This window comes from Candidatus Accumulibacter phosphatis (genome assembly GCF_000024165.1).
GTDB classification, from domain to species: domain Bacteria; phylum Pseudomonadota; class Gammaproteobacteria; order Burkholderiales; family Rhodocyclaceae; genus Accumulibacter; species Accumulibacter phosphatis.
Map to the genome: position 1 here is coordinate 3,934,432 of NC_013194.1, position 18,180 is coordinate 3,952,611.

Consider the following 18,180-nt stretch of genomic DNA (forward strand, 5'->3'; position numbering starts at 1 on the left):
TGCCCCTGACCATCACAGATGCGAATATTGCCGACTTTCGGCAGCTTTCTGGCCGACATTTGCGGAAGCGACATGCACTCACACCAGCACGGCATGAACATCGAGGCGCTCCTGGCGCTCCTGGCGCACGTGCCGCTGTTCAATGAACTGGACGCGGGAGAAATCGCGCGTCTGGCCCGCGGCACGCGCGAAGTCGCGGCGGCGCGCGGCGACATCCTGTTCCACAAGGGAGACACCCCGAGCGGCTTCCACCTGATCGTGTACGGACAGGTGAAGCTGGCCTTCACGTCGCCCCAGGGCGGCGAGAAGGTCGTCGACATCCTCGGGCAGGGTCAGACCTTCGGCGAAGCCGTGATGTTCATGGACCGGCCGTTCATGGTCTATGCACAGGCGCTGGCCGACTCACTGCTGTTGCACATTTCGAAGACGGCGATCATCGAGGAACTCAACAGCGACCCCAAGCTCGGTCGCAAGATGATCGCCGGCCTGTCGATGCGTCTGCACCACCTGATCACCGACGTGGAATCGTACTCGCTGCACTCGGGTCGCCAGCGAATCATCGGCTACCTGCTGCGGGAGCAGTTCGGCGACGCCGAGAAAGTGATCACCGTCACCTTGCCGACCAACAAGGGAGTGATCGCCTCGCGCCTCAATCTGACGCAGGAGCACTTCTCGCGCATACTGCATGAGTTGTCGGAGAAGGGACTGATCGTCGTCGAAGGCCGCAGGATCCACATCCCGGATGTCGAGAAACTGCGCCTTTACGATCACTGAAGTCTGTCGCACCCACAATACCTCACGAGGAGACACCCGGAATGGCATTGGAAACCGAGATCAAGATGAGCCTGCCGGCAGGCGCCGCCCGCCGCCTGCCGGCACACCCGCTGCTCGCCGACAGCAAGCCGCTGCGGCAGCAACTGGTCAATACCTACTATGACACCGCCGACCTGCGCCTTCAGCGCAAGCGCCTCGCGGTACGCTACCGCCAGAAGGGCAGCGAGTGGTTGCTGACCGTGAAGAGCGACGCGCCCTCCCCCGGGGGGCTGGCACAACGGCGCGAGTGGGAGGTTGCCAGCCAACCGGGCGAGTTCGATTTCGCGCATGTCGACAACATGAAGCTCCGCCGCTTTCTCGAATCGGTGACGTCCGAGCTGGTGCCGGTGTTTACCACCGACTTCATGCGCAGCCTCTGGATTCTCACGCCGCAGGACGGAACGCGCATCGAGGTCGCGCTCGACCGCGGCAAGATCATCGCCGGCGAGCGTAGCGACCCCATTTGCGAGGTCGAACTCGAACTACTCGAGGGCAGCGTCGATGAGCTGTTCGCCGCCGCCGTCGCCCTGCAGGCCGAGCTGCCGCTGCATCCGGAAGGCGCCAGCAAGGCCGAGCGCGGCTACCGGCTGGCCGCCGACACGGCGCTGGCACCGGTCAGGGCGACCAATGCGGTACTGGAAATGGGCATGACCACCATCGCGGTCTTCCGCAGCACGGTGTTTTCCTGCCTGGGACAACTGCAGGGCAACGAACGCGGCGTCCGCGACACCGACGCCCCCGAGTACATCCATCAGGCGCGCGTGGCCATGCGCCGCCTGCGTTCGGCGATTCGGCTGTGGCGACCGTTGCTGCCGGCCGATTACGTCAGCAACTTCGATCCGCGCTGGCGCACGCTCGCCAATCAGCTCGGCGACACGCGCAACTGGGACGTCTTGATCACCGAGATCCTGCCGCCGATCAGCAAGGCGTTTCCGGAACACAGCGACATCCGGCGGCTGGAGAACGAGGCCAGAACACACCTGACCGCCTGCCGCAAGCAGGCCAGGGCGGCGATGACCTCGCCCACCTACTCGCAATTACTGCTCGAATTCACCGCCGCCAGCGTCGCCCTGGCGGAGAGCAAGAAGCCACCGATTGGCGGGTTCGCGCCGCGTTCGTTGAACAAGCGCGCCAAGCGCGTGGCGGCGCTGGCGACCGAAACCCGCGATGCGAATCCGGAAGCCCGGCATGCCCTGCGCGTGGCCTTGAAGCGTCTGCGCTACGCACTCGAGTTCTTCGCGCCGCTGTTTCCCTTGCGGCGCATGCAGCGCTATCACCAGAGCGCTGCCGGCCTGCTCGAACTGCTCGGCCAGATGAACGATATCGTGGTCGCCGAGCAGCTTGCCATGCAGGCCCTCCCCGGCCACCACAGCGACCTCGTGCGCGCCTGGCTGGCCGGACGCAGCGACCTGATGCTCGCACAACTCGGCCCGCTCCTCGGCGAGTTCCTCCGCCACCAGCCACCCTGGGAGCACGGCTGAACGATTCGCGCGCGCCGACGACGGCGGGCGCCGACCGGAAAGACACGCTCGTCACGCGGCCAGCCGCCCCCCGGCCGCCGGCGCCGACGCGGCAAGCGCTCGTCGCCACCGCCGCGCGCCTGATCTTCCTGGCGCTGCTCGCCGTCCTTGGCGGCGGCGCGCCGGCGGCGCAGACGACGGACTTGCCGGCTACCGTCAGCGAAGCGCTGCAGGAAGCAGGTATCCCGGCGCGTTCGCTCGGCATCGTCGTGCAGCCGGTCGATGGCGGGCCGGCACTGCTCAGCCACAATGCCAGGCAAGCGATGAACCCGGCCTCGGTAATGAAGCTGGTCACCACCTACGCCAGCCTCGAACTGCTCGGGCCTGCCCACACCTGGCGGACCGAGATCCTTACCGAAGCCGTACCGAACAACGGCCGACTCGACGGCAACCTCTATCTGCGCGGCAGTGGCGATCCGAAACTCGCGCTCGAGCAGTTCTGGCTGCTGCTGCGCCAGTTGCGGGCGCGCGGACTGAGCGAGATCAGTGGCGACCTAGTCCTCGATCGCAGCGCCTTTGCGCTGGCCGCGCACGATCCGGGCGAGTTCGACAACGAACCGCTGCGTCCCTACAATGCCGGCCCCGACGCCCTGCTCGTCAACCTCAAGAGCGTGCGCCTCACCTTGCAGCCTGACCCGGCGCGCAAGGCAGTCAAGGTGATCGCCGAAACGCCGGCCGAGGGCCTGCGAATCGTCAATCGCCTGACTCTCGGCCGCGAAGCCTGCGGCGACTGGCGCGAACAGATCAAGCCCGTGATCAGTGGCCTCAGCATCGAGCTCGCCGGCAGTTTTTCGGCCGCCTGCGGGGAGAAGGCCTTGCACCTCGCGCCGTGGACGGCCGACGTGCAGGTCGAGAGCCTGTTCCGCGCCCTCTGGCGGGAACTCGGCGGCAGCCTCGGCGGGCGCGTCCGTGAAGGACGCACGCCGGTGACCGCGCGCCCCGTCGCCGTCCAGGAATCGCCGACGCTCGGCGAGATCGTCCGCGACATCAACAAGTACAGCAACAACGTCATGGCCCGCCAACTGTTTCTGAGCCTCGACGGCGAACGCCCGGCGACGGCCGAGGGAGCGCGCCGCCAGATCGCCGGCTGGCTGCAGGGCAAGGGACTGACGCTGCCCGAACTGGTGCTCGACAACGGTTCGGGCCTGTCGCGCAGCGAGCGCATCTCGGCCCAGGGGCTGGCTCAACTGCTGCGTGCCGCCTGGCAAAGCCCGGTGATGCCCGAACTGATCGCCTCGCTACCCCTCGCCGGCGTCGATGGCACCTTGCGCAAACGGCTGAACGACGGCGCCGCGACCGGCCGCGCGCACCTGAAGACCGGCTATCTCGAGGGCGTGCGGGCAATCGCCGGTTACGCGCTCGACAACAGCGGCAGGCGCTGGATCGTCGTCTGCCTGATCAACGACCCGAAGGCTCGACTCGCGAAACCGGCCATCGATGCCCTGCTGCTCTGGGTGACGAAGCGCTGAGTTGCCGCCGGCAAACCCCCGCAGGAAACGGCGACCACGCGGCCGCCGGGGTGCTCCCGGCGAACTCCCGGGCAGCGCCACACGATGACTAAGCGTGAGCGCGCACGAAAGCCGCGAACTGGGCTGGCGCCAAGGGCCGGCTGAACAGATAGCCCTGCGCTTCATCGCAGCCCTTCGCACGCAGGAAAGCGAGTTGCGCTTCGCTCTCGACACCCTCGGCGATCGTCTGCAGGCCGAGGTCGCGCGCCAGGCTGATCGTCGCCGTGACGATCGCTTCGTCTTCCGGGTCGGCGGCGAGATCGGCGACGAACGAGCGGTCGATCTTCAGCTTGTGTACGCGAAAGCGCTTGAGGTAGCTCATTGACGAATAGCCGGTGCCGAAGTCGTCGATCGACATGCGTACGCCAAGCGCGCGCAGTTTGTCCATGGTCGCGATGGCGGCCAGCGGATTGTCCATGGCGACGCTTTCCGTCAACTCGAGTTCGAGAAACTGCGCCGCCAGACCCTCGGCGTCGAGAATGCGGGAGACCACATCGGTCAGACTCGCCTGGCGAAACTGCACCGCCGACAGGTTGACGGCAACCGTCATCGGCGGCAAACCCTCTTGCTGCCAGACCCGCAACTGGCTGACCGCCGCCCTGAGCACCCACTCGCCGATCGGCAGGATCAGTCCGCACTCCTCGGCGATCGGGATGAACTCGACCGGCGAGACCATGCCGAGTTGCGGATGCTGCCAGCGCAGCAGTGCCTCGGCACCGACCAGACGCCGGTCGGCCAGCGTGAACTGCGGCTGGTAATGCAGGCGCAACTCGCCGTTTTCGAGCGCCCGCCGCAGGTCGTTCTCGATCTGCAGGTTGCGTGCCGAGCGCTCCTGCATCTCGGCCGTGAAAAAACAGTAGGCATTGCGGCCGCTCTGCTTGGCACGATACATCGCCGTATCGGCACTCATCGACAGCGCCTCGAAGCTCTCGCCGTCGGCCGGGTACATGGCGATTCCCGCCGACAGCGAGCAGGTCAGCTCATGCTGCTCGATACGATAGGCCGGCGCCATCACCTCCAGGAGCTTGGCGGCGACATGCGCCGCGCCGTCGGCGTCGGTGCTCGGCAGAACGACGATGAACTCGTCGCCGCCGAGGCGGGAAACAGTGTCCTCGTCGCGCACGGCACGCCGGAGTCGCTCGGCCACCTGAATCAGCAGGGCGTCGCCCACCCGGTGACCCAGCGAATCGTTGACATTCTTGAAACGGTCCAGGTCGACGAACATCAGCGCCAGCGCTTCACGGCCGCGATGCGCACGCGCAAGGTCGTGCCTGACCCGCTCCTCGAGCAGGCTGCGGTTGGGCAGACCGGTCAGTGCATCGAAATGCGCCAGACGCTGAATGCTGGCCTCGGCTTCCTTGTGCTGGGTGATGTCGATGAAGGTGCCGATATAGTGGGTAGGCGCGCCATCGCCGTCGACCCGGCTGATCAGGAGCCACTCGGGATAGACGCTGCCATCCTTGCGCCGGTTCCAGATCTCGCCCTGCCAATGGCCCAGCGATTCGATGGACTCCCACATGCTCTGGTAGAAGGCCTGATCGTGTCGCCCCGAGGCGAGCAGGCTCGGATTGCGGCCGAGGACCTCGACCTCGCTGTAGCCGGTGATACGAGTGAAAGCCTGATTGATCATCACGATGTTGCACGCGGCATCGGTGATGGCGATCCCTTCGCCACCCTGCTCGAAGACCTTGGCAGCGAGATTCAGTTGCGCCGCCGCCTGCTTCTGGGCGGTGATGTCGACGATGGTTCCCAGGTAACCGGCGAGCGCGCCCTGGGCATCGCGCATCACGGTAACCGCCAGCCGAATGGTGATGCGGCGTCCGTCCTTGCGCACGCCGGCCGTCTCCCGCTCATCCACCTGACCGCTGCAGCGCGCCCGCGCGACCAGCGCGTCGAAGCCGGCTTCCACGCGGCAACCGAGATCCCGGCTCAGCGCCACGGCCGCCGCCGCGATCTCCTCGGCGTCGTGCCAGAGCGTCGGCGTCACCTTGCCCACCACCTCGTGCGCGGCATAGCCGAAGATCGCTTCGGCGCCGGGGTTGAAGACCGTGATCAGCCCCTGCGGATCGGTGGCGACGATGCCGCACGCCGCACTCGCCAGGACCGATGCCTTCAGCGCCTCGCTCTCGCGCAGCGCTTGCTCCACCTGCCGGCGTTCGGCGAGCAGCGCGGAGTTCTCGAGGGCTACCGCGGCGCTCGCCGCCAGCCCGTGCAGCAGGCGCACGTCGCCATCGCCAAAGCCACCGGGCTTGTTGTGAATCTCGAAACAACCGAGCAACTCGCCATGGCGGCTGATGATCGGCATGTCGAGCAGACAGTCGAAGCCGATCGCCTGGCGAATCTCGGGGATCACCCAGGGATCGTGCTCGGCATCGTTGCTGAGATGAAAGCTCCGCGTCTGCATCACCCGACCAGGCACGCCGTAGCCCGGCGAAAAACGGTAATCGACCGGCAGCAACTGGCCACCGCGGTTGTACTCGGCGAAGACCATCTGCCCGCCGGCAATGCGCGCCGCCGCGCCACCGCCAGCGCCGGTGACCTTGAGGGCAGCGGCGATGAGCTGGCGCAGGATCACCGGAATGTCGAGTTCGCTGTTGATCTCCTGACTGGCAGCCGAAAGCTGCACGAGCTGTTCACTGCGCCGCAACAAGGCGGCCTCCGCTCGTTTGCGGTCGGTGATGTTCATTGCCGTGCCGACCGCCAGTACCGCCCGCCCCGCCGCATCGCGTTGGGCAACACGGCCTCGCGTCTGCAGCCAGACGCCTTCGCCCGAATGCGTGACGATCTGATGCTCGAAACTGAAGACCGGCTCGGCCGAGGCCATCGCCGCGCGGAAGCTTTCCGTCAACGCCGCGCGGTGATCCGGATGCACCAGTTCCATCAGCGCCCCCGTACTCCCCGGATCCTCGCCGTGATCGAGCCCCAGCACCTGCAACATGCTCGTATCGTAACGAAGCTGGTCGCTGAGCAGATCCAGTTCCCAGAAGACCAGTTGCGTGGCTTCGGTCGCCATGCGCAAGCGGGCCTCGGCGCGCTTGCGCTCGCTGATGTCACGCGCAAGCACGACAAAACGGGGCTCGCGGCCGACTCCGGTCGGCTTGCGGGCCACCGACAGTTCGAACCAGAAGTTGCCCCCCCGCAGCGGCAGCTCGAACTGCTGGCCGGCCGAGTGACCAGTGGCCTGTGCCTCGCGCAGGGCCGACAGGCAGGTGGCCGCCGCTGCCGCCGGCAGGACATCGGTAAGCAATCTGCCGATCAGCGCATCGGGCGGTGCGGCGAGCAGATCGGCGCGCGGGGTATGGCAATCGTGGTAACGGCCATCGAGTCCGAGCTCGAACAGCGGATCGGGAATCGCGTCCAGAGTGGCTTCGAGCGTCGCCGTCCGCTGCCGCACGAGGCGCCGCAAGGTCACCACCCAGATCAGCAACAGCGCTCCTACCAGCGACCCGGCCAGCAGCGCGTAGCCGAGATAGCGCGTATGCGGCGACAGGACAAAGGGAATTCCCATCCACTTGCGCCGCAGAGCCTGCTCCTCGTCGGAGGAAATGGCGGCGAAGCCGCGCTGCAGCAGCGCCAGCGTGGCGGCATCGCCTTTCTGGACGGCCCGGTGAAACTGGCCCGAGTAAAGCGAGAACGCCTTGTTGAACTCACGCTCGGCCTGGTACAGGTAGAGCAGGTAGTTGGCCGGCGGCTCGTCCAGACAGAACACCCGGACCTTTCCGTCCACGGCCTGGCCCACCAGATCCTCGTAGCTGGCAAACGCCTGGACGCTGGTGATCCCGGCAGCCGCCAGCGTCTCGACACACGCATCGCCGGCTTTCACACCGACCAGGAAACCCCGCAAGGTATCGAGATCGACAATCCCGCCGATGCTGCTATGGGTATAGATCGACACCGGAATGGATTCATAGGCTGGGGAGAAATCCAGCGTGCGTTCGCGTTCCGGGGTACGGAAGATGGTGTCGATGGCGTCCGCCTGGCGGTCGCTCATGCGCTGCTGCGCGGTCGCCCAGTCGCTGGCCAGCAGATCGACGCGCACGCCGGTCTTTTCTTCCCACAGGCGCCAGAGATCGACCAGGTAGCCGGTCACCAGCCCGCGCGCATCGCGGAACACGTAAGGCGGGTAGTTGTCGTCGATCGCCACCCGCAGCACACGTGGCGACGGCACTTGGTCGGCAGTCACGGCGGCGTGCAGGAGCGGCGTCGCGAGCCCGAGGAGGAGGAGGAAACAGCGAAGGAACCGTCTCATGAGTGCAGGCCATCCAGGCGACCAACGGCCGATGCGCGGTGGCCGCCAACGCTGAACTATAGGCCGAATGCGTGCCCTTGCCTATTGCCCTGGCAGGCGAACGAGCGAGATTTCCCTTGACTTCCATATCGACATAACTACACTTGTCGATATGATATTCAGTGTGTCGTCAGCGGGAGCAGAGCATGAGGCGCGATTACGGTCGGCAGATTCCCTGCGAATGGCAGGCCATGTCGAGAGTCTTCTCGGCGCTTGGCGACGAGCATCGGCAGCGCATTCTGCTGCTCTTCGAGGGCGGCGAACGCCTCAACGTCGGCCAGATAGCCGAGGTGTCGACGCTTGCCCGGTCGACGGTTTCGCATCATTTGAAAACCTTGCGGGAGGCCGAAGTGCTGCGCTCCGAAAAGGTCGGCAAGGAAGTCTTTTTCTGGGTCAACACGCCGTTCCTCGAAGAGTGCCTCGGCAATGTCCTGCGCTATCTGCAGGAGTCGGCGTGAGCCTGCGGCAGCTGAGCGTGTTCTGCGGCAAGCGGAGACACTGAGATGACACCGGCGCGGCGCCGCCTGCTGCTCGGTGGCCTGGCCCTGGGTGGCCTGACCCTGTCAGGGGTCGTCGCGCAGCGTTCAGGAAGCCTCTTCAACAGCTGCCAGGCGTTGCTACCGCCCACTCCGGCCGTGGACGAGCTGATTCGCTGGGCGTGGGAGGGAGTCGACGCGCGGCAATTCCTCGACTGCCACGTGCATCTGGTCGGCACCGGCGACTCGGGCAGCGGCATCGAGGTGAATCCGCAGATGGAGAGCCTTTTCCATCCGCTGCAGTATGCACAACGCCTGTTCTATCTCAATGCCGGCTGCGTCCATGACGCGCCCGGAAGAGTCGATGACAGCTACGTCGAGCGCATGCAGAACCTCGTCGACGGCTTGCGGCCCGGAGCACGGCTGCTGCTCTTCGCCTTCGACCGCTTCCACGATGTCGACGGACGCGCCAGTCGGCAACGTAGCTCGTTCTACACGCCCAATGCCTACGCCCAGGCGGTTGCTGCCCGGCATCCGCAGTACTTCGCGTGGGCGGCCTCGATTCACCCGTATCGCAACGATTGCGTCGAGGCACTCGCCGCGGCTGTCGCCGGCGGCGCGCTGGCGGTGAAGTGGCTGCCGCCGGCAATGGGAATCGATCCGTCGTCGCCGCTTTGCGACCGCTTCTATGCCGCCCTGGCCGCCGCCGGCCTGCCGCTGATCAGCCACGCCGGTGAAGAGAAGGCGGTACATGGCGGCGATCAGGAGGCCTACGGCAACCCGTTGCTCCTGCGCCGGGCGCTCGACCACGGCGTGCGCGTGGTGGCGGCGCATTGCGCTTCGCTCGGCAGTGCCGTCGACCTGGACCAGGGGGAGAACGGCCCGCAGGTGGCCTGCTTCGACCTCTTTGCGCGGCTGATGGGCGAGGCGCGCTACGAAAAGCTCCTCTTTGCCGACATCTCGGCGCTGACGCAGCGCAACCGCAGCGAGGAAATCCTGCGCGTCCTGATCGAGCGCAGCGAATGGCATCCCCGCCTGCTGAACGGCTCGGACTACCCGCTGCCCGGCATCGTGCCACTGATTTCGCCCGCCGACTTTGCCGCCCGTGGTCTGCTGCCGCCGTCGGCGGTAGTGGTGCTCGAGCTTGTCAGGCAGCATAATCCGTTGCTCTTCGATTTCGTGCTCAAGCGACACCTGTCTTCGCGGGGTCAGCGCTTTGCTCCGGCCATCTTCGAGACGCGCGCCTTCTTTGAAAGGAAGACCGTATGAGTTCCCAGTTCGACCTGCTCAAGGCCCGTCGCTTTGCTCCGTTCTTTGGCACGCAGTTTCTCGGGGCGTTCAACGACAATCTGTTCAAGAACGCGCTGATCGTCTTGCTGACCTTTCAGGCGGCGAGCTGGACGGCGATCGCGCCCGAGGTGCTGACCAACCTGGCCGCGGGGATTTTCATCCTGCCCTTCTTCCTCTTCTCGGCCACCGCCGGACAACTGGCCGACAAGTATGACAAGGCGAAGCTGGCGCGCCTCGTCAAGCTGCTCGAGATCGTCATCATGGGCGTCGCCCTGCTCGGCTTCACACAGCACAGCCTGCCGGTGCTGCTCGCCGCGCTGTTTCTGCTCGGCCTGCATTCGACGCTGTTCGGCCCCGTGAAGTACGCGATTCTGCCGCAACACCTGCGCGAGAACGAACTCGTCGGCGGCAACGCGCTGGTCGAGGCCGGCACCTTCGTCGCCATCCTCATCGGCACGCTCGCCGGCGGCCTGCTCGCCGGTGCCGCCGACCATCCGACCTGGGTGGCCTATGCCGGGCTGGTGATCGCCGTCCTCGGCTACCTGACCAGCCGCGGCATCCCGTCGGCGCCGGCGCCGGCGCCGGAACTCGTGGTCAGTCTCAACCCGCTGGCGGAGACCTGGCGCAACATCGGTTTTGCGCGCGAGAACCGCACGGTCTTCCTGTCGATCCTCGGCATCTCCTGGTTCTGGCTCTACGGCGCCTTGTTCCTGGCGCAGTTCCCGGCCTACGCGAAGAACGTTCTCGGTGGCACCGAGACCTCCGTGACGCTATTGCTGGCGATATTCACGATCGGCATCGGCCTGGGCTCGCTGCTCTGCGAAAGGCTGTCGGCCGGACACGTCGAGATCGGCCTGGTTCCCTTCGGTTCGATCGGCCTGACGATCTTCGGCATCGACCTGGCTTTTGCCTCGCCGACGCTGCTGCCGGCCGGCGCGCCGCTGCCGCTGCTCGGGCTGCTGGCGCTGCACGAGACCTGGCGGGTGCTCTTCGACCTCTTCGCGCTCGGCCTCTTCGGCGGCTTCTTCATCGTGCCGCTGTATGCCCTGATCCAGATCCGCAGCGCGCCGGAACAGCGCGCGCGCATCATCGCCGCCAACAACATCCTGAATGCCCTGTTCATGGTCGTCGGCTCGCTGGCGGCGGCCGGCCTGCTCGGCGACGGCCTGTCGATTCCGGCGCTGTTCGGCGTTGCCGGCGTCTGCAATGCGGCGGTGGCGATCTACATCTACAGCCTGGTACCCGAGTTCATGCTGCGCTTCATCGCCTGGCTGCTGATCCACTCGGTATACCGCCTGCAGCAGAAGGGGCTGGAAAACATCCCCGAAGAGGGCGCGGCCGTCCTCGTCTGCAACCACGTCAGCTTCGTCGACCCGCTGGTCATTGCCGCGGCGAGTCGGCGGCCGATCCGCTTCGTGATGGACTACCGGATCTACCGCACACCGCTGATCAGCTTCGTCTTCCGCCACATGCACGCGATCCCGATTGCGCCGGCGCGCGAGGATGCGGCGATGATGGAGGCGGCCTTCGAGGAGGTGGCCAAGGCGCTCGCTGCTGGCGAACTGGTGGCCATCTTCCCGGAAGGCAAGATCACCGACACCGGCGAACTTTACCCGTTCCGCCCGGGCGTGCAGCGGATCGTCACGCGCACCCCGGCGCCGGTGATTCCAATGGCCCTGCAAGGTCTGTGGGGCAGCTTCTTCAGCCGCAAGGACGGGCCGGCGATGAGCAAGCCGCTGCGCCGCGGCATGTTCTCGAAGATCGCGCTGAGCGTCGGCGCGCCGGTGCCACCGGCGGCAGCGACTCCCGAGCACCTGCAGGAGATCGTCGCCGGCATGCGCGGCGACTGGCGTTAGAATACCGCGCATGGGAATCTCGTGGTCACGCCTGCGCGAACGCATCGACCTGTACGAAAGCTTGATGCGTCTGGACCGGCCGATCGGCATCCTGCTGCTGCTCTGGCCGACGCTCTGGGGTCTCTGGCTGTCGGCGCGCGGCGAACCGCACTGGATGGTGGCGTGGATTTTCGTTCTCGGGACGGTGTTGATGCGTTCCGCCGGCTGCGTCATCAACGACCTTGCCGACCGCAACTTCGATCCGCACGTCGAACGAACCCGAAACCGGCCGCTGGCCTCCGGTCAGGTGTCTACCAAGGAAGCCCTGTTCCTCTTCGCCGGGCTCGTCCTCTGCGCGTTTGCGCTGGTCCTGCTGTTCGAGAGCTGGCTGCTGATCGGCCTTTCGGTGGCCGCACTCTTTCTGGCGGCCAGCTATCCGTTCACCAAGCGCTTCCTGGCCATTCCGCAAGCCTATCTCGGCGTTGCCTTCGGCTTCGGCATCCCGATGGCCTACGCCGCGCAGCTTGGGCGAGTGCTGCCGGAAGCCTGGTGGCTGCTGCTGGCGAACGTCTTCTGGGCGATTGCCTATGACACCGAATATGCCATGGTCGATCGCGTCGACGACCTGCGCATCGGCATCCGCACGTCGGCGATCACCTTCGGCAAGGCCGACGTGGCGGTGGTGATGATCTGCTATGCTCTGGCGCTCGGCCTGATCGGCGCGGTCGCCTACCGCATCGGCCTCGGCTGGTGCTTCTGGGCCGGACTGGCGGTCGCCGCCGGCATTGCCGCCTACCACTACACGCTGATCCGCGAGCGCGATCCGGCGCGCTGCTTCAAGGCCTTCCTGCACAACAACTGGTTCGGGGCCAGCGTCTTTGCCGGCATCGCCCTCGATTCCCTGGTCCGAAAGGGGTTCTTTCGATGAGATCTGCGCTTTTCCTGCCCCTGCTTCTGCTGGTGGGGGCTCTGCACGCTGCCGAGGACGCGCGCCAGTTGGCGCCGATGCCTGCCGCCGCGGAAGCCAATCTGCGCGCCGAAATGCGTGCCAACCTGCTGGCCTTGAACGAGATCCTCGGACTGGTCGCGGCCGGCAAGCTCGCCGAGGCTGGCGCACTCGCCGAGAAGGAGCTTGGCGTCTCGGCGATGGGCAAGCATCGCAGCCAGCCTTTCGACGCCCGACCGGGACCGCACATGCCGCCGGCGATGCACGCCATCGGCATGGACGGGCACCAGGCGGCGAGCGCCTTTGCGCGCATTGCCGCCACTGGCGACCGCGAGCGGACGATCGCCGCACTGCCCTCGCTGACCGCTGCCTGCGTCGGCTGTCACTACGCCTACCGCATTCGATGAAGTATCACGACCTGCGCGACTTCATCGCGCAACTGGAAGCCATCGGCGAACTCAAGCGCATCGCCGTCGAGGTCGACCCGCGGCTCGAGATGACCGAGATTTGCGACCGCGTGCTGCGTGCCGGCGGACCGGCGCTGCTCTTCGAGAATCCACGCGGCCACACGATGCCGGTGCTCGCCAATCTCTTCGGCACGCCGCGGCGGGTGGCGCTGGGCATGGGGCAGGAGTCGGTAGTGGCGCTGCGCGAGGTCGGCAAGCTGCTCGCCTACCTCAAGGAGCCGGAACCGCCAAAGGGACTCCGCGACGCCTGGGACAAGCTGCCGGTCCTCAAGCAGGTGCTCAACATGGCGCCGCGACTGCGCTCGTCGGCGCCCTGCCAGGAGATCGTCCGGGAGGGCCGCGAGGTCGACCTGGCGTGCCTGCCGATCCAGTTGTGCTGGCCGGGCGACGCGGCGCCGCTGATCACCTGGGGGCTGACGGTGACGCGCGGACCGCACAAGACGCGCCAGAATCTCGGCATCTACCGCCAGCAGGTGCTCGGCGCGAACAAGGTGATCATGGCGCTGGCTGGCGCATCGCGGCGGCGCGCTGGATTTCCGCGAGCACTGCCTGGCCCATCCCGGCCAGCCCTTTCCCGTGGCAGTGGCTCTCGGTGCCGACCCGGCGACGATCCTGGCCGCCGTGACGCCGGTGCCCGACACGCTCTCCGAATACCAGTTCGCCGGCCTGTTGCGCGGCGCCAAGACCGAACTGGTGCAATGCCTGGGTTCCGAGCTGCAGGTACCGGCTTCCGCCGAGATCGTTCTCGAAGGCTTCATCGATCCGGCAGAGAGCGCCCTCGAGGGACCGTATGGCGACCATACCGGCTACTACAACGAACAGGCGCGTTTTCCGGTATTCACCATCGAGCGGCTGACGATGCGCGCGCGGCCGATCTACCACAGCACCTATACCGGCAAGCCGCCCGACGAACCGGCGATGCTCGGCGTCGCGCTCAACGAAGTTTTCGTGCCGCTGTTGCAGAAGCAGTTCCCCGAGATCGTCGATTTCTACCTGCCGCCGGAAGGGTGTTCGTATCGCCTGGCGACGGTCAGCATCCGCAAGCAGTACCCGGGGCACGCCAAGCGCGTGATGTTCGGCATCTGGAGTTTCCTGCGCCAGTTCATGTATACCAAGTTCATCATCGTCGTCGATGACGATGTGAATATCCGCGACTGGAAAGAGGTGATCTGGGCGATGACGACGCGCGTCGACGCGGCGCGCGACACGCTGATCGCCGAGAATACGCCGATCGACTATCTCGACTTTGCCAGCCCGGTCGCCGGTCTCGGCAGCAAGATGGGTCTCGACGCGACCAACAAATGGCCCGGCGAGACCAGTCGCGAATGGGGAACGCCGATCGTCATGGACGCGGCGGTGAAGCAGCGGGTCGATGCGCTGTGGGGCGAGCTGGGACTGTGAGCGGCAGCAGCCTGCCGGTGCCTCGGCAAGGGCGTGGCGATCCCGCTCTGTCGGCACGGCACCGGCGATCCTGGAGAGACGAATGAACGACGAACTGATTCCGCACGTAAACCTCGACGGTGCGCGCGCCTGGTGCCACGTCATCTACGGTTTGCACGCGCTGGCGGTGGTGGTCGGCGTCACCGGCGCGGCGACGGTGGCCGGCGCCTTCGTTTTTGGCGTGCCGTCGCTGATTGCCGTCGTTCTCAACTACCTGAAGCGCCGCGAGGTCGCGGGAACCTGGCTGGACAGCCACTACCGCTGGCAGATCCGGACCTTCTGGTTCACGCTGCTGTGGTTGCTCGTCTACGGCCTGCTGGTGATCACGATCATCGGCATTCCGATCGCCTGGGTTCTGATCGTCATCCTTGGTCTGTGGGTCGCCTACCGCGTCGTACGCGGCTGGCTGGCGCTGGCCGGAGACAGGCCGCTCGCCGGCTGAGCTGCGCCGGCAAGCGGCGCGTCGACATGCCAGACGCGGCGCGGCAGCAGAACCACCAGTTCGGTCCCGCCGTCCGGCGCTGCGACGATCTGCAAGTGCCCGTCGTAGAGATGCGAAACGCCGTGCACCACCGCCAGACCCATGCCTGACCCCGAGCCCACGTCCTTGGTCGTGAAGAAGGGCTCGAAAATGCGGTTGCGAATCGCTTCCGGGATACCGTGGCCCTGGTCGACGACAGCAATACGCAGGAACTCGCCGGAAAACTCCGCATGGCAGGAAGCGCAAATCTGCGCTTCCTCGACGTGCACCGGGCGCGCCGAAATGACGACCGATCCCGGACCGTCCATCGCGTCGCGGGCGTTCACACACAGATTGACCAACAGGCGATGCAGGTGCGAACGATCCATTTCGAGCGCCGGCAGATCATCGGCCATGCGCGCCGACAGCGTCACGCAGGCGGGGAACGACGAGGCCACCAGCGTCACCACTTCATGCGCCACGTCGGGCAAGTCGATGGTATCCACCTTCAGCGACCCGCCACGCGAGAAGACCAGCAACTGCTGCACGAGGGCGCGCGCGCGCTCGCCGGCGATTTCGATCTCCTCGAAGTACGACACCACGCGCTCGGGACCGCCCGCCGCCCGCAACACCGTCTTGCCGAGACCGGAGAAGCCGAGAATGGCGACCAGGATGTTGTTGAAGTCGTGGGCAACGCCGCCGGCCATCGCCCCCATCACCTCCATCCGTTCGACCCGGCTCAGCCGCGTCTTCAGGTCGTCCTTCATGCGTTCGGCTTCGACGCGCGCCGACACGTCCTCGGTGATCGCCACGAAATGGGTGATCAACCCGCCGCGGTCGCGTACCGGCGAAATCGATACCGCCTGGTGAATCAGCCTGCCGTCGCGGCGGCGGTTCTCGAGTTCGCCGCGCCAGACGCGGCCGGCGAGAATCGTCGACCACAAGGACTGATACGTCTCCAGCGGCGTCAAGCCCGATGCGAAGACGCGCGGACTGGCGCCCAGCAAGTCCGCGGCGGAATACCCGTAGGCCTCGCAGGCTGCCGGATTGACGTATTCGATCGCGCCATCGACATCGGTAATCAGCACCGCTGCCGCCGACTGCTCGACCGCCCGCGAGAGCTTGCGCAACTCCGTCTCGCTGCGCCGCGCCGCACCGACGTCCACATAGGCGATCACCACGCCGCGCGCTTCTTCGGGTCCGGCACCGCCGGCGGCGTCCTCGCGCCGACCGAGCACAGGCGCCGGCGACCCGACCGGCACGGCGCTCACCGACAGCCAGCGCTCGCCGTCCGGCGTTTCGACGATCATCTCGACGTCGAAGACCGCGACGCCGCTGTTCAACGCCCGTCGCGCCGGCTCCTCGTCGCTGTCCATGCGGCTGCCGTCCGGACGCCGCATGCGCCCGAAACACGCCGCGTAGCCACGCCCGAAATGCGCCTCGCGGCTGATACCGAGCAGCCGCTCGGACGCCGCATTGCAGTCGACGATCATCCCCGCCGCGTCGGTCACCGAAATACCCACCGGCAGAACGTCGAAAACGGCCTTCAGGCGCGCCTCGCTGGCGTGCACCGCCGCCTCGACCTGCCAGCGTTCGGTCACATCCTGATTGGTGCCGATAACCCGCAGCGGCGCCCCTTCGGCGGCGCAGAACGGCCGCCCCAGCGCACTGATCATGCGGATAGCTCCGTCGCCGCGGCGGATGCGAAAATCCATACGGAACTGGGCGCGATCGCCAATCGATGCCTGAAACGCGGCTTCGGCGAGGGGCAGGTCGTCGGGCAGCACACGCTTCCGCCAGTCCTCGTACTGGCTCACCGGATCCCCCTCGGCCACACCGTAGAGCCCGTACATCGACGCATCCCAGGTCAGGCGCCGGCCGACAGGATCGTACTCCCAGACGCCGAGACCCGCCGCATCGGCCGCCAGACGCAGGCGCTCGGCCGCCGCTCGCTGCTCGGCGCTGCGCTCCGCCGCGATCGCATCGATGCGGCGCTGGCGACCTTGCACGACGTTCAGGCCGAATACCGACGAGAGCACCACAACAAGAAACAGGCCGCTCTCGACTGCTGCCTCCAGGCGCCAGTTGACGTGCATCAGCGACTGCCTGCGGGCGACGCCGACGACCAGATCCTCATCGAGCCCGCCGGCGGCGTGCCGCACCGTTTGCATCGCCAGCACCACGTCGTCGCCACTCGCCTCGGCGAGCGACGCGCTGACACCGCGCATCAGCGTCGCCACCTGGCCGCTGGCGCGATGGTGCGCGAACGCCGCCGCCGTCCCGTCGAGGCGCCGGCCCGCGTCCCCGGGCGATGGTGGCACGAGCAGGAGCACCCGGCCCCGCGCATCGGCGACCGACACCGACACGTCCGGCGCATAGCGCAGCGAATCGACCAGAACGCTGAAGTAGTCGGCGTCGAGTTCGGCGACGACCACACCCGCGAAGCCGCCGCGGCCGTCCGGAATCGCTCTCGACAGTTCGAACACCTGGCCCCCAGGCCTGGCGGGCGCCGGCGACGCGGTGAGAACCATTGCCGGTTCGCGCCGCTGGCGCGCCGAGTTGAACGCTTCGCGCGCGCTGAAATCCTCGCCGAGAGGCTCCGCACGACTGGAGCCGACTACCCGGCCGCGCGCGTCCACGACGCGCACGACGCGGATGCCATCGAGGGCGCTGGCGATGGCGTTCAGCGGCAGCATCGGCGTAGCGTGCGCCGGCCCATTCGACGGCGCCAGTTCCCGGTCGAGCGTGCTCAAGGCACGTTCCGCGCCGGCCAGTCGCTGGCCGATCATCTCGCCCAAAACCTGCGCCGCCGCGCGCAGCCGGTCACTCTCTTCCTGCTCGACGCGTTGGTACTGCAGGGCGAGCGACAGGCCGATCGAGCCCCCCAGGACCAGGAGGGCGGCTGTCAGCAGCAACCACTCGAAGCGGAAGCGACGCGGCCGAAAGGCGCGCGCGCGCGCCATCAGGCGTTCCCCTGCCCACCCGCGGCCGGCGGGGAGAGAACGCGGGGTGTTGTGGCAGATTCTTTCATCGCTCGGCCCAAAAGGTGTGCTACGGCGCGCAGAGCCCCAACGATAGCGCGCCAGGCGCCGCCGGGGCATACGGACTTTCCCGTGCATTCTCCGTATTTTTACCGA

11 protein-coding genes and 1 pseudogene are annotated in these 18,180 nt (G+C 66.8%); 10 read left to right on the forward strand and 2 right to left on the reverse strand.

Translation table 11 applies throughout. The features are described 5' to 3' along the window. The first annotated feature begins 72 nt into the window (after positions 1-72). From CAP2UW1_RS16980 to dacB, 3 genes are all read left to right on the forward strand, one after another. Complete coding sequence (locus CAP2UW1_RS16980; protein WP_049778681.1) at positions 73-774, forward strand: Crp/Fnr family transcriptional regulator; 702 nt, start codon at positions 73-75, stop codon at positions 772-774. A 41-nt stretch (positions 775-815) separates the two neighbouring features. Further along, a complete protein-coding gene (locus tag CAP2UW1_RS24680) occupies positions 816-2,294 on the forward strand; it encodes a CYTH and CHAD domain-containing protein (protein WP_015767859.1) in 1,479 nt (492 codons plus the stop codon). A 182-nt stretch (positions 2,295-2,476) separates the two neighbouring features. Continuing rightward, positions 2,477-3,802: a D-alanyl-D-alanine carboxypeptidase/D-alanyl-D-alanine endopeptidase gene (gene dacB / locus CAP2UW1_RS16990; protein WP_015767860.1), complete on the forward strand. Its 1,326-nt coding sequence runs from the start codon at positions 2,477-2,479 to the stop codon at positions 3,800-3,802. A gap of 88 nt (positions 3,803-3,890) precedes the next feature. Here dacB and CAP2UW1_RS24035 read toward each other — a convergent pair whose 3' ends face one another. Continuing rightward, on the reverse strand, positions 3,891-8,090 hold the full coding sequence (locus CAP2UW1_RS24035) for an EAL domain-containing protein (protein ID WP_015767861.1): 4,200 nt from the start codon (positions 8,088-8,090) through the stop codon (positions 3,891-3,893). 185 nt (positions 8,091-8,275) lie between these two features. Here CAP2UW1_RS24035 and CAP2UW1_RS17000 point away from each other — a divergent pair, with 185 nt between their 5' ends. The 7 genes and pseudogenes from CAP2UW1_RS17000 to CAP2UW1_RS17030 all read left to right on the forward strand — a co-directional run bounded on the left by CAP2UW1_RS17000 (position 8,276) and on the right by CAP2UW1_RS17030 (position 15,025). Next, positions 8,276-8,587, forward strand: a complete 312-nt coding sequence (locus tag CAP2UW1_RS17000; RefSeq protein ID WP_015767862.1) for an ArsR/SmtB family transcription factor — start codon at positions 8,276-8,278, stop codon at positions 8,585-8,587. Positions 8,588-8,632: 45 nt separating this feature from the next. After that, the gene (locus CAP2UW1_RS17005) at positions 8,633-9,874 is read left to right on the forward strand and encodes an amidohydrolase family protein (protein ID WP_015767863.1); all 1,242 of its coding nucleotides are present in this window, start codon (positions 8,633-8,635) and stop codon (positions 9,872-9,874) included. Next, on the forward strand, positions 9,871-11,751 hold the full coding sequence (locus CAP2UW1_RS17010) for an MFS transporter (RefSeq protein WP_015767864.1): 1,881 nt from the start codon (positions 9,871-9,873) through the stop codon (positions 11,749-11,751). The genes CAP2UW1_RS17005 and CAP2UW1_RS17010 overlap by 4 nt, the downstream gene beginning before the upstream one ends. Positions 11,752-11,761: 10 nt before the next feature. Next, on the forward strand, positions 11,762-12,658 hold the full coding sequence (gene ubiA / locus CAP2UW1_RS17015; protein WP_015767865.1) for a 4-hydroxybenzoate octaprenyltransferase: 897 nt from the start codon (positions 11,762-11,764) through the stop codon (positions 12,656-12,658). Further along, entirely contained in the window at positions 12,655-13,083 is a 429-nt protein-coding gene (locus tag CAP2UW1_RS17020; protein WP_015767866.1) for a cytochrome c, read from the forward strand. The genes ubiA and CAP2UW1_RS17020 overlap by 4 nt, the downstream gene beginning before the upstream one ends. Beyond that, positions 13,080-14,544 (forward strand): annotated as a pseudogene (ubiD, locus tag CAP2UW1_RS17025) (4-hydroxy-3-polyprenylbenzoate decarboxylase). The gene CAP2UW1_RS17020 and the pseudogene ubiD overlap by 4 nt, the downstream one beginning before the upstream one ends. 82 nt (positions 14,545-14,626) lie before the next feature. Next, positions 14,627-15,025, forward strand: a complete 399-nt coding sequence (locus tag CAP2UW1_RS17030) for a DUF4870 family protein (RefSeq protein WP_015767867.1) — start codon at positions 14,627-14,629, stop codon at positions 15,023-15,025. Here CAP2UW1_RS17030 and CAP2UW1_RS24040 read toward each other — a convergent pair. Beyond that, a complete protein-coding gene (locus tag CAP2UW1_RS24040) occupies positions 14,968-18,006 on the reverse strand; it encodes a PAS domain S-box protein (protein WP_015767868.1) in 3,039 nt (1,012 codons plus the stop codon). The genes CAP2UW1_RS17030 and CAP2UW1_RS24040 overlap by 58 nt on opposite strands. Positions 18,007-18,180: the final 174 nt, after the last annotated feature.